General features: G+C 42.2%; 28 protein-coding genes. 17 read left to right on the top strand and 11 right to left on the bottom strand.

The features are described from left to right. Positions 1–170: 170 nt before the first annotated feature. Positions 171–1,310, top strand: coding sequence for a glycosyltransferase (locus tag ACYVBM_RS02860; RefSeq protein WP_460684103.1), 1,140 nt, complete (start codon positions 171–173; stop codon positions 1,308–1,310). Positions 1,311–1,349: 39 nt separating this feature from the next. Then, on the top strand, positions 1,350–2,429 hold the full coding sequence (locus tag ACYVBM_RS02855; RefSeq protein WP_460684102.1) for an ABC transporter permease: 1,080 nt from the start codon (positions 1,350–1,352) through the stop codon (positions 2,427–2,429). An 80-nt stretch (positions 2,430–2,509) separates the two neighbouring features. Here ACYVBM_RS02855 and cysK read toward each other — a convergent pair whose 3' ends face one another. Together cysK and ACYVBM_RS02845 are read right to left on the bottom strand one after the other, a co-directional pair. Next, positions 2,510–3,421: a cysteine synthase A gene (gene cysK, locus ACYVBM_RS02850; RefSeq protein ID WP_460684101.1), complete on the bottom strand. Its 912-nt coding sequence runs from the start codon at positions 3,419–3,421 to the stop codon at positions 2,510–2,512. Between the two features lie 66 nt (positions 3,422–3,487). After that, positions 3,488–4,321, bottom strand: coding sequence for a serine O-acetyltransferase (locus ACYVBM_RS02845; RefSeq protein WP_460684100.1), 834 nt, complete (start codon positions 4,319–4,321; stop codon positions 3,488–3,490). A 144-nt stretch (positions 4,322–4,465) separates the two neighbouring features. Here ACYVBM_RS02845 and ACYVBM_RS02840 point away from each other — a divergent pair, with 144 nt between their 5' ends. The 9 genes from ACYVBM_RS02840 to ACYVBM_RS02800 all read left to right on the top strand — a co-directional run bounded on the left by ACYVBM_RS02840 (position 4,466) and on the right by ACYVBM_RS02800 (position 10,751). After that, positions 4,466–5,311: an ABC transporter ATP-binding protein gene (locus ACYVBM_RS02840; protein WP_460684099.1), complete on the top strand. Its 846-nt coding sequence runs from the start codon at positions 4,466–4,468 to the stop codon at positions 5,309–5,311. Between the two features lie 10 nt (positions 5,312–5,321). Continuing rightward, positions 5,322–6,122: a hypothetical protein gene (locus tag ACYVBM_RS02835; protein ID WP_460684098.1), complete on the top strand. Its 801-nt coding sequence runs from the start codon at positions 5,322–5,324 to the stop codon at positions 6,120–6,122. 28 nt (positions 6,123–6,150) lie between these two features. Then, positions 6,151–6,522: a GntR family transcriptional regulator gene (locus ACYVBM_RS02830; protein WP_460684097.1), complete on the top strand. Its 372-nt coding sequence runs from the start codon at positions 6,151–6,153 to the stop codon at positions 6,520–6,522. A 71-nt stretch (positions 6,523–6,593) separates the two neighbouring features. Next, positions 6,594–7,361 (top strand): hypothetical protein, encoded by a 768-nt coding sequence (locus ACYVBM_RS02825; RefSeq protein WP_460684096.1) that lies wholly within the window; start codon positions 6,594–6,596, stop codon positions 7,359–7,361. Between the two features lie 44 nt (positions 7,362–7,405). Beyond that, the gene (locus ACYVBM_RS02820; RefSeq protein WP_460684095.1) at positions 7,406–8,071 is read left to right on the top strand and encodes a DUF2461 domain-containing protein; all 666 of its coding nucleotides are present in this window, start codon (positions 7,406–7,408) and stop codon (positions 8,069–8,071) included. 134 nt (positions 8,072–8,205) lie between these two features. Continuing rightward, positions 8,206–8,730 carry a YceI family protein gene (locus ACYVBM_RS02815; protein WP_460684094.1) on the top strand — a complete coding sequence of 175 codons (525 nt, stop codon included), beginning with the start codon at positions 8,206–8,208 and terminating at the stop codon, positions 8,728–8,730. Positions 8,731–9,194: 464 nt separating this feature from the next. Then, entirely contained in the window at positions 9,195–9,515 is a 321-nt protein-coding gene (locus ACYVBM_RS02810) for a DUF4157 domain-containing protein (protein ID WP_460684093.1), read from the top strand. 172 nt (positions 9,516–9,687) lie between these two features. Then, a complete protein-coding gene (locus ACYVBM_RS02805; protein WP_460684092.1) occupies positions 9,688–10,386 on the top strand; it encodes a glycerophosphodiester phosphodiesterase in 699 nt (232 codons plus the stop codon). Positions 10,387–10,394: 8 nt separating this feature from the next. Next, complete coding sequence (locus ACYVBM_RS02800) at positions 10,395–10,751, top strand: outer membrane protein assembly factor BamB family protein (protein WP_460684091.1); 357 nt, start codon at positions 10,395–10,397, stop codon at positions 10,749–10,751. A 62-nt stretch (positions 10,752–10,813) separates the two neighbouring features. On the opposite strand, the gene ACYVBM_RS02795 is transcribed toward ACYVBM_RS02800, so the two are convergent. Together ACYVBM_RS02795 and ACYVBM_RS02790 are read right to left on the bottom strand one after the other, a co-directional pair. Further along, a complete protein-coding gene (locus tag ACYVBM_RS02795) occupies positions 10,814–11,608 on the bottom strand; it encodes an outer membrane beta-barrel protein (protein WP_460684090.1) in 795 nt (264 codons plus the stop codon). Between the two features lie 50 nt (positions 11,609–11,658). Further along, positions 11,659–12,462, bottom strand: coding sequence for a biotin--[acetyl-CoA-carboxylase] ligase (locus ACYVBM_RS02790; protein ID WP_460684089.1), 804 nt, complete (start codon positions 12,460–12,462; stop codon positions 11,659–11,661). 139 nt (positions 12,463–12,601) lie between these two features. Between ACYVBM_RS02790 and rsfS the strand changes: the two genes are divergently transcribed. The 6 genes from rsfS to ACYVBM_RS02760 all read left to right on the top strand — a co-directional run bounded on the left by rsfS (position 12,602) and on the right by ACYVBM_RS02760 (position 19,275). Continuing rightward, a complete protein-coding gene (gene rsfS, locus ACYVBM_RS02785) occupies positions 12,602–13,003 on the top strand; it encodes a ribosome silencing factor (protein ID WP_460684088.1) in 402 nt (133 codons plus the stop codon). A gap of 59 nt (positions 13,004–13,062) precedes the next feature. Beyond that, positions 13,063–15,129, top strand: coding sequence for an ATP-dependent zinc metalloprotease FtsH (gene ftsH, locus ACYVBM_RS02780; protein ID WP_460684087.1), 2,067 nt, complete (start codon positions 13,063–13,065; stop codon positions 15,127–15,129). An 8-nt stretch (positions 15,130–15,137) separates the two neighbouring features. Then, positions 15,138–15,776: a LutC/YkgG family protein gene (locus tag ACYVBM_RS02775; RefSeq protein WP_460684086.1), complete on the top strand. Its 639-nt coding sequence runs from the start codon at positions 15,138–15,140 to the stop codon at positions 15,774–15,776. Positions 15,777–15,798: 22 nt separating this feature from the next. After that, complete coding sequence (locus ACYVBM_RS02770; protein ID WP_460684085.1) at positions 15,799–16,227, top strand: gamma-glutamylcyclotransferase family protein; 429 nt, start codon at positions 15,799–15,801, stop codon at positions 16,225–16,227. A 314-nt stretch (positions 16,228–16,541) separates the two neighbouring features. After that, entirely contained in the window at positions 16,542–17,756 is a 1,215-nt protein-coding gene (locus ACYVBM_RS02765; RefSeq protein ID WP_460684084.1) for a DNA polymerase III subunit, read from the top strand. Positions 17,757–17,979: 223 nt separating this feature from the next. After that, positions 17,980–19,275: a PSP1 domain-containing protein gene (locus ACYVBM_RS02760; RefSeq protein WP_460684083.1), complete on the top strand. Its 1,296-nt coding sequence runs from the start codon at positions 17,980–17,982 to the stop codon at positions 19,273–19,275. Between the two features lie 14 nt (positions 19,276–19,289). Here ACYVBM_RS02760 and acpS read toward each other — a convergent pair whose 3' ends face one another. The 7 genes from acpS to ACYVBM_RS02725 all read right to left on the bottom strand — a co-directional run bounded on the left by acpS (position 19,290) and on the right by ACYVBM_RS02725 (position 22,793). Continuing rightward, a complete protein-coding gene (gene acpS, locus ACYVBM_RS02755) occupies positions 19,290–19,664 on the bottom strand; it encodes a holo-ACP synthase (RefSeq protein ID WP_460684082.1) in 375 nt (124 codons plus the stop codon). A gap of 142 nt (positions 19,665–19,806) precedes the next feature. After that, positions 19,807–20,037, bottom strand: coding sequence for a membrane protein insertion efficiency factor YidD (gene yidD / locus ACYVBM_RS02750; protein ID WP_460684081.1), 231 nt, complete (start codon positions 20,035–20,037; stop codon positions 19,807–19,809). Further along, positions 20,012–20,416 (bottom strand): ribonuclease P protein component, encoded by a 405-nt coding sequence (gene rnpA, locus ACYVBM_RS02745; protein ID WP_460684080.1) that lies wholly within the window; start codon positions 20,414–20,416, stop codon positions 20,012–20,014. The genes yidD and rnpA overlap by 26 nt, the downstream gene beginning before the upstream one ends. Positions 20,417–20,477: 61 nt before the next feature. Further along, positions 20,478–20,633 carry a 50S ribosomal protein L34 gene (rpmH, locus tag ACYVBM_RS02740; protein WP_114789870.1) on the bottom strand — a complete coding sequence of 52 codons (156 nt, stop codon included), beginning with the start codon at positions 20,631–20,633 and terminating at the stop codon, positions 20,478–20,480. Positions 20,634–20,783: 150 nt separating this feature from the next. Then, a complete protein-coding gene (murI, locus tag ACYVBM_RS02735; RefSeq protein WP_460684079.1) occupies positions 20,784–21,617 on the bottom strand; it encodes a glutamate racemase in 834 nt (277 codons plus the stop codon). A gap of 75 nt (positions 21,618–21,692) precedes the next feature. Then, positions 21,693–22,247 carry an OmpH/Skp family outer membrane protein gene (locus ACYVBM_RS02730; RefSeq protein ID WP_460684078.1) on the bottom strand — a complete coding sequence of 185 codons (555 nt, stop codon included), beginning with the start codon at positions 22,245–22,247 and terminating at the stop codon, positions 21,693–21,695. A 33-nt stretch (positions 22,248–22,280) separates the two neighbouring features. Then, positions 22,281–22,793 (bottom strand): OmpH/Skp family outer membrane protein, encoded by a 513-nt coding sequence (locus ACYVBM_RS02725; protein WP_460684077.1) that lies wholly within the window; start codon positions 22,791–22,793, stop codon positions 22,281–22,283. Positions 22,794–22,855: the final 62 nt, after the last annotated feature.

The raw sequence follows: 22,855 nt of genomic DNA, 5'->3' as shown, positions 1-22,855 counted from the left end.
GCTTAGGTGTCCGGCAGTGAACATATCCCATCGGTTTTGTGTCACACTTTTCACTTGCGTTGCATATGGCATCCTGCATAACCGCTACCATTGGTTATGCCGGGATGGCCAGACCAGCTTTCTACGTAAAATCATTCAAATTACAAAACCATACTGCTTAGTTTTGCTACATGGTATTTTTATTATTGGCCGTGTTGCTGTTATGGGCTTTTTACACCGTTGTAATATATTACTACAACAGTAGCTGGCGTGCCATGCCCGATTATCAGCCTAAAAATATAATCATTCCCAATACCGGCTTTTCAGTGATCATCCCGGCTAGGAATGAAGCTCATAATATTGAACACTTGCTAAACAGCCTCACCAATCAAACCTATTCGGAGGAGATGTTTGAAATAATAGTTGTAGACGATCACTCTACAGATGCTACCGCTGGTATAGTTAGGAAGTTCGAAAAGGTAAAGTTGATACAACTTACAGATTCCGGTATCAATTCTTATAAAAAGAAAGCAATTGAACGTGGTATTGCAGCAGCTCAGAACGAATGGATCGTTTGTACCGATGCGGATTGTATCGTAGGTGCGGAGTGGCTCCAGACTTTTGCTTCATTCATTGCGGATAACGATCCGGTGTTTATTGCAGCTCCTGTTGCTTTTTCTCTCCCTTCTCGCCCGGGAGAAGGGTTAGGGGTGAGGTTTATCTTCCAGGCACTGGACTTTTTAACCTTACAGGGTATAACAGCCGCGTCTGTACATACTAAAAAGCATAATATGTGCAATGGCGCCAATTTGGTTTATAAGCGTGATGTGTTTTATGAAGTAGACGGATTTAAAGGTATTGATAATATTGCTTCCGGCGACGATATGTTACTGATGCATAAAATATGGAATCGTTACCCTGACAGGGTGGCTTACCTGAAATCTCAAAAGGCAATTGTAAAAACAGAAGCCGCCCCTACATGGAAAGCATTTATTAACCAACGCATACGCTGGGCCAGTAAGGCTAAAAGTTATGACGATAAAAGGATCTTTGCCGTTTTGTTGCTGGTGTATCTCTTTAATTTATCTTTCCTGGTATTGCTGGCGGCATCATTCTTTAACCTGAACTATGGGTATGCATTTTTAGGCTTTTGGATTTTAAAAACAATAGTGGAATACCGTTTTGTATCTTCCGTAAGTCAGTTTTTTAACCTGCAGCAATTGATGAAATATTTTTTCTTTTTTCAGCCATTACATATAGCTTATACCATTGTTGCAGGCTTTCTCGGTAGCTTTGGCAAATATGAATGGAAGGGAAGGAAGGTGAAATAATTCAGCATCTGAAACTTCTTATTTGATATTTTCGTAGTAATGGCAGCATTTTTTAAAGGGCCGGCCTGGCAAAGGCTGAAAAAAAACAAAGGAGCATTAGCGGGATTGGCAGTTATTCTCGTTTCTGTTATAGTTGCTGTTTTTTGTTATTTTATCGCACCGGATCCCTCTCCTTATTCTAATCGGATTATTCTTGAAACAGGAGGAGAAAAACCGGGATTTACCAAACAATTTATTAAAGTAAAAAAAGAAAACGCGCCGGGAAAAGTAACGTTCTTTGACAGGCTTATTAGCGGCAAACCTGACGGGTATAGCTACATTCCCATCAATTGGTATGAGGTGGCCGGGGATAGTATAATTGCTGATATATATATTGATGAAACCGTAAGTGAACGTACCAGCTTTGCTAAAACATCTTTAGCCGCAGTGCCTGTGGTTACCAATAAATACTGGCTGGGCACAGATAGCTACGGACGTGATATTTTGAGCAGGCTGATAGTGGGTACAAGAGTTAGTTTAAGCGTGGGATTGATTACAGTGATCATATCGGTAAGCATAGGCCTGGTACTGGGATCGCTGGCGGGTTTTTATCGCGGCAGCACAGATCATGTGATCATGTGGTTTATTAATGTAATCTGGAGTATTCCTACACTGCTTCTGGTTTTTGCCATTACCCTGGCTTTGGGAAAGGGCTTCTGGCAGGTGTTTATTGCGGTGGGTTTAACAATGTGGGTGAATGTAGCCCGGCTCGTACGCGGCCAGATATTGGCTGTTCGTGAGCTGGAATATGTAGAAGCGGCACGGGCGTTGGGCTTTAAAGACATTCGTATCATCGCCGGCCACATCTGGCCCAATATTACGGGGCCGGTGCTGGTTATTGCTGCGGCCAATTTTGCATCGGCTATTGTAATTGAGGCCGGACTTAGCTTTTTGGGCGTAGGCGTGCAGCCTCCAACACCCAGCTGGGGACTGATGATTAAAGAGAATTACAACTTTATCATCACACAAAACCCGGTACTGGCGTTAGCGCCGGGCTTTGCCATTATGATATTGGTACTCGCATTTAACCTTTTAGGTAACGGCCTGCGGGATGCTATGAGTGTGAAAGGAAGGTTGTAGCGGATCGTTGTAAGATCACAGTTGACAGCCTGTGTATTACAGTTCTCTTCTGTCAACTGTGATCGCTCCTTTGCTATTTTCTAATAAAGGCCCTCAATACTTAAATACCTTTCGCCTGTATCATAGTTAAAAGTAAGAATACGTGCGCCTTCCGGTATTTCGGGAAGCTTTTTAGCCACTGCAGCCAGCGAGGCCCCGGTGGAGATACCTACAAAAATACCTTCTTCTTTGGCGATTCTTTTAGCATAATCAAATGCCTCATCTTTACCGGCTTGTATAGCTCCGTCTAAAATGGATGTATTTAGAATATCAGGAATAAATCCTGCGCCTATGCCCTGCAACGGGTGAGGACCGGGCGAGCCGCCGCTGATAACGGGTGATAATTCAGGCTCTACCGCAAACACTTTAAGATTAGGGAACTTTTCTTTCAGGATCTCTGCAACGCCGGTGATATGTCCGCCTGTGCCAACCCCGCTGATCATGTAATCAATGCCTTCGGGAAAATCATTCAATATTTCCTGGGCAGTGGCCTTGCGGTGTATTTCAGTATTGGCCTGGTTGGCAAATTGCTGGGGAACCCATGAATGAGGGGTTTCAGCCGCCAGTTCCTGGGCTTTGGCTATAGCGCCGCTCATCCCTTTCTCGCGGGGGGTAAGTACAAACTCAGCGCCATACACGGCCATTAGTTTTCTGCGCTCTATGCTCATGCTTTCGGGCATTACCAGGATCAGCTTATATCCCTTTACGGCTGCTACAAGGGCCAGGCCGATACCGGTATTTCCACTGGTGGGCTCAATGATAACCGAGTCTTTATGAAGCAGGCCCTTTTGCTCGGCATCTTCTATCATAGCCAGGGCTATCCTGTCTTTAATGCTGCCCCCGGGATTTGATTTTTCCAGTTTGATCCATACTTCATGGTTGTTTCCAAAAAGCTTATTGATCTTTACATGTGGCGTATTGCCGATTGTTTGCAGGATGTTCTGTGCTTTCACTTTTTTTATTTTTAATTGTGGACCGGTAGCAGTTGACAACGCTCATTTGTAAGCTGCTTTCCGGAATCAGATTACAAAATTTAATACATTCTCATCAAGTGGTAACATATCTTTTACGGTAACCTCGCTTTTATGGTACACTACCGAGTTGCGGGGAACGCTATAAGTAAGCCATACGTTACCGCCAATGATACTGTCCCGGCCTATTATGGTATTTCCTCCTAAAATTGTAGCGCCTGAGTAGATCACTACATTATCTTCAATAGTGGGGTGCCGCTTTTTCGCGGCCAGCTCTTTGGTAACGCTCAATGCCCCTAAGGTTACACCCTGGTAAATTTTTACGTTTTTACCAATCACAGTAGTCTCTCCGATCACAACGCCTGTGCCATGGTCTATACTGAATGAAGGGCCAATGGTGGCACCGGGATGAATGTCTATACCGGTTTTACCATGTGCATATTCGCTGAAGAGCCGGGGCACTACAGGAACAGCGAGCTCGCTGAGCTCATGTGCCAGGCGGTGCACCGCTGTTGCATAAAATCCCGGATAGGCGGCCATCACCTCTTCCAGCGATTTTGCTGCGGGGTCTGACCGTAACAGGGCTTCAGCGTCTTTTAGCAACATCGTATAAACAGAGGGAAGCACTTCGAAATAGCGGCCGCTGATGGCATATATCCGTTCATCTTCCTGTATCACGTTGCGCAGCAGGTGCGCAAATTTATTTTTCAGGGAAATAAACTGCTCCCTCAACTGTGCTTCGCATTTGTGGTCAATATCGTTGGGTAGAAATAACAGCGTATATAATTCATCTATAAATCCTTCTACAGCACCTTTATCAGGAAAGCCTGAAAAGCACCTGGAGTTACGTTCAAAAAGCGACTTTATAAAATCTTCACTCATCCTTTATCCTATTAAAATGGTGGACAAAGTTAACTGATATACCGTGAAATGGAAAATGTAAGATTTAAAAAAAATATTTTGGATTTCGATAACAAATAGTACATTTGTTGTGTACTACTTAAATAGTACACTAAATAACTAATTATGATTAATATTAGAGACCTTCATTTTTCTTATAAAAAGAAAAAAGTGTTCAATGGCCTGTCGCTTTCTTTTGCTCCCGGCCACATTTACGGTTTGCTTGGAAAAAACGGAACAGGGAAATCCACTTTGCTAAAAAACATTATTGGTTCCTTATTTCCTGGTGAAGGAAGTATTAACGTACTGGGGTTTGAGCCAGGTAAAAGACAGCCGGCCTTTTTGCAGGATGTATTTATAGTGCCGGAGGAGTTTTACCTGCCAGATGTTCCCATTGAAAAGTTTGTGGTTTGTAATGGGCTTTTTTACCCAAAATTCAACAGGCAGCAGTTTAATAACTATTTGCAGGAGTTTGATGTTCCCTCCGGAAACAGCCTGCAGCAAATGAGTTACGGTCAGAAGAAAAAAGTGCTGATCAGCTTTGCTTTAGCTTGCAATACCTCTGTACTGCTTATGGATGAACCATCGAACGGGTTAGATATTATGAGCAAAAGCCAGTTCAGGAAAGTGATCGCTGGCGCTGTTGATGAAAACAAATGCATCATCATCAGCACACACCAGGTAAAGGACCTGGAAAGTCTGATCGATCGCGTTACGATCATTGATGAAGGAAAGATATTGTTTGACCAGAACGTTGATGCTATCAGTACCGCATTATCCTTCAAAATATCTTTTGACGATGAGGAAACCAGGGCTGCGTTTTATAAAGAAGAATCGCTGAAGGGTAATGCCATCATTGTCCCCAATGCTTCCGGCGGGGAAGGTAAGATAGATCTTGAAATGTTATACAAAGCAATTGTTACCAATGGCGATGCACTCAATAAGGTTTTCACGAAATCAGCTAATCAGTAAACGAATTCTTATGAGCAATTTTAGTTTTAAAAGAACCGGGCAGTTAATAAAAAAGCAATGGGTTGAAAACCGCAGGTTATACAGCATGTCTGTATTGGCACTGACAGGAATTTTGGGCGTTACTTTTGTTTTATGGTTAAGTATGTCTGGTACCCGCTATAATGAAGAGTCAGCATATATATTTGGCCTGATTGGCCTGTTTATTACAGGGGCCATTTTTGCAAGTACTACATACAATATGCTGAATGCAAAAGATACGGGCATTTACTGGATCAGCTTTCCTGCCAGCCATCTGGAAAAATTCCTGGTAACTTTATTTTTCAATGTGGTGGTCTTTACCGTGGTATATACGGCTTTATTTTTTGTATTGAAGTTGATCAGCGAAACCTATATTAACTATCTTATTGAAAATGGTCAGCGATTATATTCGTACAGGAAGATAGACTGGTCTCGCAGCGAAGGATTCTCAGAAGCGATTCCTGTATTCTGCTATGCTTTTTTTGTTGTTCAGGCGGCGTTCCTGTTGGGTTCAGTTTCCTTTAAAAGATTTTCTTTTATTATTACCACCATAGTTATTATCGGGACCCTTTTCCTTCTCGGCTGGTACTCTTTCAAGATCGGGAAAATAACTTTTGGGAATGAATATAATTTTAATCCATTCAGGCTTCATTCCCACTATGAAAATGGCACTTACAAAGAGTATGAGCTTAATGCCTCTTTAAAAGCATTCATAGAGCTGTTCCTTAAGTTTTTACTGGCGCCGTTTTTATGGCTTGTTACTTGGTTTAAGCTTAGGGAAAAGCAACTATAATTATTAACATACAGAAACGATATTATTTATGCAATTCAATAATAATGCACAGGCTATTTATTTACAGATAGCAGATTATGTGTACGAAAAAGTACTTTTAAAAGAATGGCCGCCGGATGCTAAAATACCCAGTGTACGGGAACTGGCCATGCAATTGGAGGTAAATCCTAATACTGTTGCCCGTTCCTATGATTTTTTAAAGCAGCAGGATATCATTTATGATAAACGGGGCATCGGCTATTTTATAACAGCAGAAGGCATTAAAAATGCATCGGCATACCGGAAACAGGAATTTCTTGAAAAAGAGCTGCCCCTGTTCTTCAGGAATATGTACCTGCTGGGTATAGAGCCAGACGACCTGAAAACGAAATACGAGAAATTTAAAAAGCAATACGGTTAAAAAATTTACTAATGAAAATTTTATACATGGTAAGTTCCATTCGACCGAGTTAAACAACAAAAAATTTACGAATGAAAACCAGCAGCAAGCTATTAATACTCTTATTGGTATTGTTATTTTTAATTCCACTGATGACAGTAATGGGATTCAAAGCAGCTATAAAAAACAATCAATATGTGGTGAAAAACACCTACGGAAATAGTGTCTCAGATTTTAAAGATCTCAGGCCTTTTAAGGTTATAAAGATGGATGGAGATTCGCGGGATAAGTTACTGAAATGTAATATCCGGTATGGTGATAAATATGGATATAAGTTTAATAATTATGATCCGCAGCGGCTTGAAGAGGGGAGGTCAGATAGCTGTAAGATAGGTTTAGCCGGAGATACCCTGGTTATCAGCTACGGAGTGAGGGCAAATGAAGCGCTAAAAGCAAACAATTACCATTATGGTGTTGAAGTTGAGATTACTATTCCTGAAACGATGCCCATAATTGCCAGTGCTGCTATGGTAAATATGGATAGCAGTGCGGCACGTTTCAGCACTTTAAACTTTTCGCTTACTGACAATACGTTATTGAACATAGTAAATGCAGATTCCCGTCGGGCAGAAAATTCAGATATTCGCAAAGCAGTATTTCCTAAAATAGTAATTGATGCAATTACTTCACAAATTGACCTGAATGAAAACAGCGCTGTCAAAAATCTGCAGGTCAGTTTAAAAGAGCAATCCAGGCTTAATATTAATGAAAAGACTGCGGTAGATACATTAAACGGCAGTATTTCTGATGAGTCGGTTATCAATGCGCCCTATAACCTTGTGAAAAAACTTAAACAGTAAGGTGGCTTTTGTTTTGGTGTTATCTTAGCTGAAACTTTTTAGCTATGATACAACTGTCCACTTTTCAATTCTTAAAAAACCTTAAGCTCAATAACAACAAACCCTGGTTCGATGAAAACCGTAAAGCTTATGAAGCGGCTAAGCAGGATTTTGCTGCGTTTATTGATACGCTGATCGAACAGTTTGGCAGAAAAGATCCGTCTGTGGCACATTTGAAAGCAAAAGATTGTATGTTCCGTATTAACCGCGACATTCGTTTTTCAAAAGACAAAACGCCTTATAAGACCAATTTTGGAGCTTTCATTAACAGTGAGGGGAAGAAATCGATGACGGCGGGATACTATTTCCATTTATCTCCCGGTGAAAGCTTTACCGGTGGCGGCATATGGCAGCCCCCGGCCGATATGCTGGCCAAAATAAGACAGGAAATAGATTATAACCTTACAGATTTTGAAAAGGTCCTCAACAGCAAAAAATTTAAAGCCACATACGGTGGGCTTGCCGTGGAAGACGGGCAATTGTTAAGCCGTGTACCTAAAGGCTATGAGCCGGATAATCCCGCTTCGGAATATTTAAAACACAAAAGCTTTATTGCTATATTAAATATTAACGATACTGAATTAACCAGCAAATTACTCATTAAAAAAGTGGTTAGCGCATTCGAAACCCTGCAGCCACTTAATACTTTTTTTAACAATGCCCTGCAGTAGCGGCAGGCATCCGGCACATCATATAAGTGCAAGCATTTTAAAAAAATTACCGGAAAATTAACCTATATTAATTGGTGTTGTAACAATGAGTAGTAGCTTTGTACTATTAAAAAAACAATAAAAATAAAATTCTTATGGCAACCTGGACAATAGACGCAATGCACTCCGAAATCGGGTTTAAAGTAAAACACCTGGTAATTTCAACCGTTTCAGGAAAATTTAAAGCTTTTGAAGGAACAGTAGAATCAGCAAAAGATGATTTTGCCGATGCAACAGTTTCTTTCAGCGCTGATGTAGATAGTATAGATACCGGTGTTGAGCAAAGAGACGGGCACTTAAAGTCTGCTGACTTTTTTGAAGCGGAGAAATACCCTAAGCTGACATTTGAATCCACTTCAATTGTAAAAGACGGTGATGATTATAAACTGACAGGAAATCTTACTATTAAAGACGTAACAAAGCCGGTTACTCTAAATGTAGAGTTTGGCGGTGTAGGTCCTAATATGTATGGTCAGACTGTTGCAGGTTTCGAAATAAGCGGAAAGATCAACCGTAAAGAATTTGGCCTCACCTGGGGTGCTGTAACCGAAGCTGGTGGCGTTGTGGTAAGCGATGATGTAAAATTGCATGCAAATGTAGAGCTGGTAAAAGAAGCTTAATCTAGCTATTATATTATACAGGAAAGGTTGCTTCAGGGCAGCCTTTTTTATTGGCCGGATACTTGTGCTGGCTAACTAAAAGAAGTAATAGGAAAATTAAGTTCTTTAAAATGACAGTAGCGGCGCTCTGCAGATTTGTCACAGTAAGCCTGTCGAGCTGTTGACGAAGCCTTTAGCGATGGATATTAATGTCCTTCTTCAGGCTCAGGGGCGGCGCTGACTTTCATTGATCTACATTACTTGTTATTAACAGCTTCGCGAAGGCTGACTTCTTGATCGTCTATATGCTGGAAGCTCTCAATATGACAATCAAAAAAGCCTTTGTGGTCAGACACTTCTATTTTATCGTTTGGCTTAATCTGCCATGCCGAATACGTACGCTTACATTATGGCAAGCTGCCCCATCGCAAATATTCTTTTGCTATCCTATCTTCGCCATAGCAGGGCCAGACCCTGTATATAAAATGAAATTGTTTTCCATCAAAGAAAATTCTTTTGTCGCAAAGCTTGCTGCGCGCCGGCTCAGCAGCAAAAGAGTAGCTATTGTTTTTGGTAGCTGTATTCATTTGTATGGAGTGCCGAAAACTGATTTTTTATCTGATAAGCGCTGGCTGCGGCACGAGTTAAAGCATATTGAGCAATACGAACGGTTAGGCTTTTTCCGCTTTATTTTTATATACCTATGGCAAAATATAAAAGTAGGATATTACAGGTGCGGACTGGAGTGCGAAGCGCGGGAGGCAGAAAATGATGAAACGATTATTGGCAGGTTTACAATTAAGTAATACAGGAAATATCCCTCTTTTTCAAGAGTAAAACGCTAACTTGCTGTTCATTTTAAAGCTTTTTTAATTATAGTAGTATATGAGCCGGATTGTATTTTTACTTTTTTGTTTTGTAATTATTTTTAGTAGTTGCCAGGTTGCAAACAAATCGACAGCCACTCAAACGCCTTTTATGAACAAAGTGATTGCACACCGCGGCGCGTTTAAGAATACCGGCGCTCCCGAAAATTCCATAGCCTCCCTGAAAGCGGCTATTTCGATGGGCTGCGGCGGAACCGAGTTTGATATTCATATGACAAGTGATGAGGTATTGGTAGTGAATCATGATGATAAATTTTTAGGAATGGCAATAGAAACCAATACTTACCGGGATCTGCTTACCAAAACACTGTCAAACGGGGAAAAAATACCAACGCTGGAGGCTTATTTAAAAGAAGGCTTAAAGCAAAATAAAACAAAGCTTATAGCAGAAATTAAAACCTCTACGATCAGTAAAGAGCGCTCTTTGAGCCTTGCAAAAAAGGTAGTGGACATGGTGCATAAATTGAAAGGGCAAGCACAGGTGGTTTATATAGCGTTTGATTACGATGTGTGTAAAAAAGTAAAAGAAATAGAGCCCAATGCGCCTGTGCAATATTTAAACGGCGATGTTTCGGCAGAAAAGCTTAAGGCCGATAAGCTGGATGCAGATTATCATTACAGCGTTTTTCAAAAAGATAAAAACTGGATCGCGGGCGCTAAAAAACTGGGAGTGCTTACCAATGCCTGGACCGTAAACGATGAAAAAATAATGGACGATCTTTTAGCGCAGGGTATCAATTTTATTACCACCAATGAGCCGGAGCTGCTGTTGAAAAAGCTGGGCAAATAAAAATTACTATGAGAGCCGATAATAAATTTTTTGTTCTGAGCAATGGCCGGGTTGCCGCAATCGATAAAAAATCGGGCGAAATAGCCTGGGAAGTAAAACTGAGGCAATATACCAAAGCAAGTCTGAGTTATGCTGTAGGGCAGATCGTGCTTGAAGGCGATAAGCTGATAATTGGTGTTTCAGGCATCCTGTTTTGCTTAAGTGCCAGGGATGGCTCGCTCATCTGGAAAAACGAATTGAAAGGGTGGGGCTATGCTTTTATCAGTATTGCCAATACAAATCCTGGTGCTTCCGCACAGGATCATACCAGTTCCGCTGCTGCAATGGCAGGCACTATAGCTGCAACCTCCGCCGCTGCTTCTTAATAAAGACCACTTTAGATATAGTTATTGAATACTGACTTTTAGTAGATGGGTTAAATACCACATTAAAAGCCTGTTACCCGGAAGCCCAGGCCCAGCTCTGCCTGTAATGGGCGGCTTTTTTCATGAACATTGGTTTTATAAAAATTGTTGAGCGGCTCTTGGTTTTTATAAAGAGAAGTGAAGATCTTTTGGCTGCTCACTCTTACATAAAAACGTTTACCCATATCGTATTGAGCTCCTAATACAGCACCAATGAGTAATTGGCTGGCATTTCCTTTAGCATCACTCACAGAAGATATGTATTGCTTACTGTTTTGGACTGACTGCCATTGCCAGGTTACTGTAGTAACATATTTTTTGCTGAGCAGGTAACTTAACTCCGGTCCGGCAATCAGGGAGAACCGGTTCCACCTTTTGGAAATATTGACCAGGCGTGTTGTAAGATAGAGCAGTTTGACATTACCCATTTTGCTGAGTTCATTATTCAGGACTGGGTCGGCAATAGTGATTCCAAAATCCGGGGTTTCATAGCTATAGGCTATTTTATTAACACCCAAAGACGCGCCGATACCCCAATTGTTTTTAAGGTTGCGTTCCATTTGCACATCCGCAAAAAAGCCAAGTTTATTTCTGGTCTTTGTATCTTTAATCTCCACGCCACGGATAAAATTATCCGTACCCATACCCGGATCGAGTTCGTAGTCGAATTCCAGGGGTTTTTGGGCATAAGTATATGCGTTAACAAACTTTGAAATAAAAGAAGTATTTCCGCCTGCCTGTACACTTACGGTATACTTTTGCGCATTGGATCCCATCGCAGTACTCATTAATCCTGCAAGCAATAAACATTTTCTCATCAGGTATTTTAATTTGGAGCAAAAGTAGGAAATCAGTCAACAAAGATGGTTTAACCGTTTATCCATTTTACTTCTCCGAAATCAAATCTTAGTTCCCTGTCTGCACGGGCTACCAGCTGACCGCCGGGCAGTACCTCTTTTACGATTGCTTCAAATAATTGACCGTTTTTTTCAAAGACCGCCTTTGCATTCTTTTTATACAAAAACCTGTTATATTCAGCTAATACACCGGCAGCATTTGCATTGTAGTTATCGTATGCCAGCAATACTGCATTTCTCAGCGTTTGGGCCAGCTCAAAACAATCCATATGTTTGCCCGTGATCTGTTTTAGCGAAACCGCTTTTTTCGTAATATCAGGTGCAAAGCCTGTCTGGTTAATATTAAGACCAATGCCTGCCACCGCCCATTTCCATTCGTTGCCGCTGATGATATTTTCAATTAAAATACCACCAGCTTTCCGGTCTCTGAAATAGATATCATTAGGCCATTTAATGCTGATATCGCTTTGCGCATACTGGTCAAAAAACTCCCGTACCGCCAGTGCAACTATTGCAATAAGAATAAATTGTTGCTGTAAACCTATTTTTCGGGCATCAAGTACCACACTTAAATGAATATTTTCTCCTTTTTTTGATTGCCATATTTTCCCACGCTGGCCTTTGCCGGCATATTGCTCATGAGCAAAAACAGCCGTCCCGTGCCCTGCAATTTTCTGCCGCTCCGTCAGTTTAGGAGGCTTTAAAAGGCTTAGGGCATAATTATTGGTACTGTCAACTGATAAAAGTTCAATTAAGGGCGGAGCAGCCTGTCCTTCCGGCAGGCGGGCGCAATTATCTGTTGATTGTTGTGCCAATATTCGTTATTTTTGAGCAAATTAAATAAGGAATTCTGATACATGAATAAAGAAAGCAGAAAATCTGCATCAGTTACCATTTGTCATATTCCGTATTTTACGTATAAATGTCTTCTTATTAATTAAAATCGCTTTTTATTTGGAACCATTAGCTTCGCTAACGAAACGCAGGAATACTGCATCTGTAAAACTTACTAAAAAATCTAAATTATTTAAGACCATTATTGCCGCCATACAGGAAAAAAAAGGCGAAAATATAGTGTCGCTTGATTTAAGAAAGATCCCTGAAGCCGTAGCAGATTTTTTTATTATATGCGAAGCCACCAGCGGGCCGCAGGTAAAAGCTATTGGGGATAATGTAATAGATAGAGTAAAGGAAATTTGCGGAGAGAACGTCTTTCATAAAGAAGGCTTTCAAAATCTGCAATGGGTACTGATCGATTTTGTAAACGTGGTAGTACATATCATGCATCCCGATATGCGCAAATTTTACAGCCTTGAGGAGATGTGGAGCGATGCTGTAGCAGAAGAGCACCAGTAATTTTATAACAACTTAACAAACAATTTACAAGGTTTTCACCTTATCATCAAACAGAAAAAATGGCGAAGCAGGAAAAGAGAAATAATCCGTTTTCTACAAATAATAAAAATACTACTCCCGGTGAGCCCAAGAAAGCTCCCAAATTTGGCAGTTATTGGGCATTTATCATTATTTTGGCCATTATGCTGGCCTTTCAGTTTTTAAATCCACTGGGTTCTGCAGGCAGGCAGGAGATCAAGCTCAGCGATTTTCAGAAAATGATCGAGCAGGGAGATGTAGATAAATACACCGTGATCGGAAATAAAGATGTCGTACGCGTATGGGTTAAAAAAGAAGCTATTTCCCGTTATCCTAATATTGATAAAACGCTGGTAGGCAATGGTGATAATGTAATGCCGCAGTTTTATTTTAAAATCATTGACGGTCCCACCTTCGTAAAGCAGATGGATGACTTTTATAAAGCGCATCCTGCCGTTGCAAAAATGGAACCTGAAGCAGATACCGATAGCGATTTCTTAGGGAAAGCCATTGGTTATTTACTTCCGTTTGTATTACTGTTAGGGGTTTGGATTTTGCTGATGCGCAAAATGAGCGGCGGCGCTGGCGGCGCCGGTGGTCCTGGTGGTATTTTTAGCATCGGCAAATCAAAAGCTACTTTGTTTGATAAAGGTACCAAGGTCAATATCACATTTGCCGATGTTGCAGGTTTAGATGAAGCGAAAGTGGAGGTAATGGAAATAGTAGATTTTCTTCGTAATCCTAAAAAATATACCAGTCTCGGTGGTAAAATTCCTAAAGGGGCTTTACTGGTGGGCCCTCCGGGTACCGGTAAAACCCTGTTGGCCAAAGCAATGGCCGGAGAAGCGCAGGTGCCGTTCTTTAGCCTTAGCGGCTCCGATTTTGTGGAAATGTTCGTGGGAGTAGGAGCCAGCCGCGTACGCGACCTGTTTAAACAGGCACGCGAAAAGGCGCCGTGTGTGATCTTTATTGATGAGATTGATGCCATTGGGCGCGCTCGTGGCAAGAATGCGATGATGAGCAATGATGAGCGTGAAAGCACCCTGAACCAGATGCTGGTGGAAATGGATGGTTTTGGTACCGACTCCGGCATTATTGTATTAGCGGCAACCAACCGCCCCGATGTATTGGATTCTGCATTGTTGCGCCCGGGCCGGTTCGACAGGCAGATATCTATAGATAAGCCAGACCTTGCCGGCCGTGAAGCGATCTTCAAAGTACATCTTAAAGAGATCAAAACTTCTCAAAATCTAGACATTCACAAGCTGGCAGCCCAAACTCCTGGTTTTGCCGGTGCGGATATTGCCAACGTATGTAACGAAGCCGCCCTTATAGCCGCCCGGAATGGTAAGGCAGAGGTTGAAATGCAGGATTTTAATGATGCTATTGACCGCATTATAGGAGGCCTGGAAAAAAAGAACAAGATCATTTTACCGGACGAAAAACGGGTGATCGCCTATCACGAAGCAGGCCACGCCGTTACTGGCTGGTTTTTGGAACATGCGCATCCGTTATTAAAAGTAACCATTGTGCCAAGAGGTACGGCCGCACTGGGCTTTGCCCAGTATTTGCCCAAAGAAAAATACCTGACCCTTACCGAAGAGCTAGAAGATGATATGTGTATGACCCTTGGCGGAAGAGCCAGTGAAGAGATTTTCTTTGGAAAGATCTCTACAGGGGCATTAAGCGATCTGCAGCAGGTAACCCGCACTGCTTATGCCATGGTGAGCATTTATGGAATGAATGAGCGCATCGGTAATATTTCTTTTTATGACCCTCAAAATGAGGGAAGCTTTCAGAAACCTTACAGTGAAGAAACAGGTAAGCTGATTGATGAAGAAGTTAAAAAGCTTTCAGATACAGCTTATGCACGTGCGAAGGCATTGATTGAAGAAAAGAAAGAAGCTGTTAGAATTATTGCAGAAGAATTGCTGGAGAAGGAAGTGTTATTTAAAGATGACCTGGAACGGCTGATAGGTAAAAGACCGTTTGAAGAAAAGAAAGCATTGAGCGATGTGGTGTTGCCGACTACCAGCGGAGATGCCGACGTAAGCGCACTGCCTCCTTACAGCAACAATGCTAATACGGCGTCAACCAATCCGGAATAAACAATAACGTGCAATCGGCAAAAGGAAATATTCTGAAAAAAATCCGGGAGGCGTTAACACAGCCAACACCGCTTCCTTTTCCTAAAAGTGAAGGACAGTCTTCCGTATTTCAGCCCCTGGAGCAGGATATTGAAGTAGAGTTTGCAGAAGTATTTACGGCCCTGCAGGGCCAATTTGCCTTTTGTTTTAATGAAAAAGACCTTATAAAACAGTTGAATCAGCTGGCTGTAGCCCGGGGCTGGAAATCGGTTTATTGCGTAGAGCCAAAGATCAGCAGCCTATTTAACGGCAGCTTCGGGTTTTTGAACGATTTAAACAGCCTGGCCACATGCGATGCAGCTGTAACGGGTTGCGAATATCTTGTGGCAAGAACAGGCAGTATCGTAATGAGCGCTGCCGGGCCCAGCGGCCGCAATACCAGCGTTTATGCACCTGTACATATTTGCATTGCCTATACCAGCCAGTTGGTGTACGAGGTAAAAGATGCCCTGGAAGCGCTTAAGGACAAATATGGAGCCCACTTACCTTCACTGATAACTTTTGCTACCGGCCCCAGCCGCACCGCAGATATAGAGAAAACGTTGGTAGTAGGTGTGCACGGGCCTAAAGAGGTATATGTTTTCCTCGTTGATGATAAAACCTTATAATAATGCCCTTCAACTCAATTTTATGCAAGCGCCAAGTAATTTTCTTTTTGTATATGGTTCCCTGCTTAGCGGCTTTAAAAGCCCTGCTTACGAATATGTTTCGAGGTATTTTGAACTAAAAGGGAGTGCCGTGGTTAAAGGTACTATTTACGATATGGGAACTTTTCCCGTAGGAGTGCCCAATGATACCGGCCGCCTTATAAAGGGGGAGCTTTACGCGATCCGTAATCCCAAAGAGCTGTCTTTTGTGCTGGCTCAGCTGGACGATTATGAGGGCCTCTACCCCGACGAAGGTGAAGAAGTTTACTATAAGCGTGAACTGGTTAATGCCACCCTGGAAAATGGGGATATTATTAACGCGTGGGTATACTGGTATAATAAAGAAATAGAAGGGAAACCGGTTGTTGAGTCGGATAATATGCTGAATTACAGGCCGCAGAATCATAATTAACCCGAACGCGGTGTAAGGTAAAACCTGTTTTTTGAAAACGCTGTATGAGGCGTCCCGGGGTGCTATCGGCCAGGCGGCTTGCCTCCTGGCATTCATCAAATATGAAAAGCAAAATTTGTCATTTCCTGGAAATATGAACCTCAATGGTTTTATCTGGTGGTTGGTTCATTATTGTTCGCAGTGTTGTTGGTGAAAAAACAATGATCGCCCTGCTGCTTCCTTTGATCAACAGTTCAATCATAAGAAATAAATTAGTGGTATAGGTATGCCCGAAACTTTAGCAGATTGTTTTCAAATAGCCTTATTTTGCAGCTATGCAGTTTAAAGACGTTATTGGCCAGTCGCATTTAAAAAAAGAGCTTACAGAACTGATGCAGGAGAACCGCCTGGCCCATGCTATGCTTTTCCTGGGGAAAGAAGGCAGCGGTGCACTGCCTCTTGCGTTAGCTTTTGCCCAGTATATTGTTTGTGAAAGAACGGGCATTATTCCGGCCTCCGATGGAGCGAACACTCTCTTCGGCGATCTTACCCCCTCTCCGGCTTCGGAGGAGGTTGGGAAAGGACCTGATTCCTGCGGTGTTTGTGCTGCCTGCCGGAAAGCTGCCGAACTCGCACACCCCGATATCCATTTCAGCTACCCGGTAGTCACTAAAAAAGCAGGTACCCCGCCGTTAAGCACCGATTATATTACCGAATGGCGGGAGTTTATAAAAAGTCATCCTTATGGAAATGTATACGACTGGCTGCAGTTTATAGGTGCAGAAAATAAGCAGGGAAATATAACTGCTAATGAGTGCAATGATATCATCCGTAAACTAAACCTCAAAAGTTTTGAGGGAGGCTACAAGGTATTGATTATGTGGTTGCCCGAATACCTGGGGAATGAAGGTAACAAGCTGCTGAAGCTGATAGAAGAGCCTCCTGAAAAAACCGTTTTTTTATTGGTAGCAGAAAATGAGAGCCTGGTCTTACAAACGATTCTTAGCCGCTGCCAGCTCATCAAAATACCACAGCCTTTAGACAGGGAGATAAAAGACGCCTTGATTACCCGGAATATGGCCGATGAGTCAACTGCAGCACGGGTAACCGCTATCAGCGGGGGTAATTATCGCGAAGCGCTGCAGGTAATGCAACATTCTGATGAGGACTGGCAGAACCTGCTGCGCGACTGGTTGAACAGTATTATGAAAACAGGCCCTATAGCGCAGGCTAAATGGGTGGATGAAATAGGACAGTTGGGACGAGAAGCTCAAAAGCAGTTTCTCAGGTATTTTGGCCACTTATTACAATTAGCGCTGCGTATAGAGGTAATGCCGCAAATGGCGGTGCAATATCCCGAAAAAGAAAAGGATTTCGCCTTGCGGCTAAACCGTATTACCAGTATCGAAAAGCAGCAGGCCATAATTGAAGAGCTGGACAAAGCGGCTTATTATATAGAAAGAAATGCTAATGGGAAGATACTTTTTATGGCACTTACCATTAAAATTTATCATATCATTCAGGACAATGTTGTACTTTTGAATGATTGAGGCGCTAGATTTTTAGTGGGGCATATTATATTTTTGGAGGGGAAGCCAGTTGTGTAAAAGAAGGTGAGAGCGAATAAATTATAACCCTGTTTTTGAAAGGGTTTTCATAATAAACTGATTAACAGTTTTTTATATTTTTATCGGCAGGATATTCTCTATCCGGCTGTCATTATACGCTGTAGATCTGCCTGCGCTTTCCGTATTTAAAGAACATTTACAAACAATGGGTTGTACAAGCTGTGGTACTGCCAATGGCGCCAAGCCGGGTGGTTGTAAAAGTAATGGTGGCTGTAGCACCGGGGGCTGTAATCGTATGAATACGTACGACTGGTTGCGCAATTTGCCGATTGCGGATATGGATAGTTATTGCAATGTAGTAGAGGTTAGCTTTAATAAAGGTACACGCAAAGATTTTTTCAGAAATACAACGGTTCACGTTTTTGAGAAGGGCGACCTGGTAACAGTAGAAGGAGTAAGTGGGTTTGATGTAGGTGAAATTTCGCTTACAGGTGAGATTGTACGCCTGCAGATGAAAAAATACGGCGTGAAGGAAACGAACGCCGATATGAAAAAAGTGTTGCGCATAGCCACTGAGCGTGATCTTGAACAAAGAACTATTAATAAACAAAGAGAGCCTGAAGCAGTAATCAGAAGCCGCGCTATTGCCCGCCAGCTTAAACTGGATATGAAAATAAGCCAGGTAGAAATGCAGGCAGACGGGCGAAAAGCCACTTTCTATTATATCGCAGATGGACGGGTCGACTTCAGGGAACTGATCAAAGTGTATGCGACCGAGTTCAAGGTAAAAGTAGAAATGCGCCAGATAGGAGCCCGGCAGGAAGCCGGTAAAGTAGGGGGTATTGGCAGCTGTGGCAGGGAGCTTTGCTGCGCTACATGGCTTACCGACTTTAAATCGGTAAATACATCTATCGCCCGGTACCAGAATTTATCGATTAACCAAACCAAGCTAAGCGGCCAGTGCGGACGCCTGAAATGTTGTTTGAATTACGAGCTGGATACCTATCTGGATGCTTTGCAGGGTTTTCCCAATGATTGCGATCAGCTGGAGGTAACCAAAGGCAGAGCCTATTTAATTAAAAAAGATATTTTCAAAAACCTGATGTGGTATTCGTTGCCCGACAGTAATAAGCAGTATCCTTTAACGATCGAACGGGTTAAAAAGATTAAATCACTTAACCGGCAAAATATTATTCCGGAAGAGCTGGAAGCGGTGGAGCTGGTATCTAAAAAGGCAGTGGAAGTGGAGGCCGAATTTGTAGATGTTGTGGGCCAAACCTCTTTGCGCGCCCTGGAACGGGCAGATAAAAAACGCAGGCAGCAGCATAAAAACAGTCCGTCACAGCCGGTGCAAACCGAAGTCCGCCAGAACCAGGGACAGCAAAAGGGGAAAAGCGGAGGCAATAACCGGCCGCAACAGATCCAGCGCAACAACGCGGGTAAAGGGCAGCAGCACAAGCGGAAGGAAAACAGGGGAAATACCGGCAATAAGCAGTCTTAACCGGCACAAAAAGATTAACCTTCTATAATTACCACGGCAGCGGCAATATTTTTAAGATGGCTGATGGATATTTTTATTTTTGAAAGATCAAGATCGTTTAAAGTCTCGGCAGTTTCACCGGTTAGATGTATTTCCGGTTTGCCTGCATCATCTCCCAGGATCAATATTTCATTGTAGGCTGTTCCGTTCATCCAGCCGGTTCCCAAAGCTTTAAATAAAGCTTCTTTAGCTGCAAAGCGGGCCGCATAATGTTCATATTTATGTGTTTTGCGCTCGCAATAGGCAATTTCTTTTTCTCCAAAAACAAGCTCCCGGAATCCCTGCTCTTTTTCTATCTTTTCCTGCACCCGCTCTACTTCAATTACGTCCAATCCAATACCCGTTATCATTATTTAATATTTAGCATTTGATATTTGTGCATACAGGATGACATTTTTTACCTCCAACCAATCATTCAGGAACGTTCAATTGATATCTGAAACGAATGCCCAATGAATATTGATTGAGCATTGGTTGTTGATTATTTAAGTTTTAAGGTACCGGGTCATACCCGCTTCCGCCCCAGGGATGGCACCTCGATATTCTTTTTACAGATAGCCAGAATCCTTTAAATATCCCGTACTTTTTGAAAGCTTCCACCGCGTAGTGCGAACAGGTAGGCGTATAACGGCATTTGGGACCTAACCAGGGGGAAATAACCCATTGGTATATCTTTATCAGGCCTATAAAAGGCCAGCTAAGTATTTTCAGCACCAGCCGCATGTAAAATTTTCAGCAATTTCTGTAAAGCTACCCCAACATTTTCATATATGGTCTTATATTCGGGCAGTTCTTTTCCTGTGTATAGGATAAATACGGAAAAAAGGAGCCCGGAATCGACTGCATAGCTGTTAAGTATGTGCTGCTGGAGCCGGTACGATTCCCTTAGCAGGCGTTTGATCCTGTTACGGTCTGCTGCCTTTTTAAAATATTTAGTGGTTAATCCTACGCCACATTTTACTTCAGGAGCCGCTGTTTTTTCTGTAAGATACACCAGCCTTACAACAGTAGTGCGCACGCTTTTCCCCTCTGCAAAAATCTGTTGTAGTTTTTTGCGGCTTTTAAGGCGTTTCGATTTGGGAAAAGTATGCTGTTGTGGCATTGGCAGAACAAAAAATAGCCCCGAAAACGGAGCTACTCAATAGTTTAAAGCTATAAAAATCTTATTTCAGTCTTCTTTCGTCAGATACTGTCAGCTTTTTACGGCCTTTTGCACGGCGGCTTGCTAATACTTTACGGCCATTAGCGGTTTGCATACGCTTACGAAAACCATGAACAGTTTTACGGCGGCGGCGATGCGGTTGAAAAGTACGTTTCATCTTATTTTAATTTTTCACTTCATTAATTGCATGGGAGAACATGCCTGTTTAATTTTTCCGGAACAGAAGATCACCACATCCCCTGTTTGTGAAAGGATGGCAAAGGTAGGGAAAAGTTTAAAAGTTTAGCCGTTTGCGGGTTTAAAAAGTTTAGGTCTCCTCCAAATTTATATGTTCGCTACGTATCGCACCCCCGAAAAACACCGACCCTTGCTCATTAAAATCCTCAACCGAATCCGTGGTGAAGAACTGTAAGCTGCTGTTTTTGCTGCATTTTTCTTCTATTTCAGGATGGCGTTGCAGGTAATCGGCAAGGCTCGCTGCTACTATTTCGCCCTGGGTTAAAAGTGTAGCCTGTACCGGTACATATTCTTCAATTTGCCTGCGCATCAGGGGATAATGGGTGCAGGCCAGCAAAACGACATCTATATTCTCTCCTTTATGAAAGAGTGCATGAAGGTTTTTCTTAATAAAGTGGTGCGTGCCGGGATTATCCATTTCGTCATTTTCAATAATCGGCACCCACATGGGGCATGCTTCCTGGTAAGTTTTGATGCCCGGGAAGAACTTGGCAATTTCTATAGGGTACGACTCTGAGGCTACAGTGCCTTTGGTTGCTAAAATGCCTACCTCTTTGGTTTCGGAGTATTGCCCTATTATTTCGGTAGTAGGCCGTATAACGCCCAAAACCCGCTTTTGTGGAGCCAGATGAGGCAGATCGTTCTGCTGAATAGTACGCAGCGCCTTTGCCGATGCCGTATTACAGGCCAGTATAACCAAATGGCAACCACGGGAAAAAAACCATTTTACAGCGTCCAGTGTATAACGGTAAACAGTATCATACGACCGGGTTCCATAAGGAGCGCGGGCATTATCGCCCAGATAGAGATAATCATACTGGGGAAGCCTGTTTACCAGCTCTTTCAATACCGTTAACCCCCCGTAACCTGAATCAAATACGCCAATAGGAGCACCTTGTTGCATTCGTTATAGTTGTTATATCAAAAATAAAAAAACCACCCCAATTTGGGGCGGTTAATATTTTTTAATGATATTTATTTATTTTCCTGCGGCCGGTACTGCTCCCTGGTGAGGTGCTGCAGTGCCCTGGCTGTTTATCTTTATACCTAATTTGGGAGCCACTGCCATGCTTATATTATCTGCGTCTGGCGCCTTATAAATATTATCAGAATGCAATACATAAGTATATCCTTTTTCTTTTATATAGGCATCTACTACATCAGTCACTTTTTTGTATAAAGGACTGAACATTTGTCCCTGCTTTTGCTGCGACCATTGTTGCGCTTCCTGCTGCCAGTTGTTTAATATCTGCAATATACGGTTTACATCGTTTTGCAAAGCACTTTTTACCGATGCATTGGTGGCTGCTTTAGCAAGACTGTCTTTTTCCTGGTATTCATTCATCAGCCTTGTATACGTTCCTCCTATTGAGTCTTGTTGCCATTTTTCAAAATCCTGCTGAACCTTTTGCGCTTCAGGCAGTGCAAATACTAATCCATCAATATTTACATACCCGATTTTTTGAGCATTACCTGCAAACGAACCTGCAATTACCAGTACTAAAGCAACTGCGAGAAATTTTACTTGTTTCATTCTTCTTTTTTAAAAAATAATTGTTTTATTGTTTTATTTCAGCCGCAGCTCTCTCAAAAGCTCTTCACTTTTATCCAGCTTTGGGTCGGCAAAGATAATGGTTTTGTCCTCACTTTTGTCCAATACCAGGTCGTATCCATTCGCCCTGGCCAGCCTGCTTACTGCGTCTGCTACTTTCTTCTGCAAAGGCTCCATCAGCTCCTGCCTTTTTTTAAACAGGTCGCCTTCAAAACCAAAGCGTTTTTTTTGCAGATCGCGCAGCTCTTTTTCTTTATTGAACAGTTCCTCCTCTTTTTTCTTTTTTAAGTCTTCGCTCATCATACTTTCTTCTGCATCATAGCTGTTATACAGTTTGTCCAGAGTAGCCTGCTTGGCATCAATTTCTTTTTGCCAGGCAGCAGCCTGCGATTCCACCTGCTTTTGAACCTGCTGGTATTCGGGCATCTTCTCAAAAATATAGCGGGTATCTACGATCGCATATTTTTGGGCAGAAGCATTTACTGATGCGAATAAAGCAATAATTGCAATAATCAAAATCTTTTTCATATCTGTTATTTATGTTTGATATGTGACGTTAAATATAAAGATTCCGTTGTCTTTATATAAAT

The organism is Niabella aquatica, assembly GCF_054779315.1.
The sequence above is the reverse complement of the archived record's forward strand: the minus strand, read 5'-3'. Positions and strand labels throughout refer to the sequence as shown.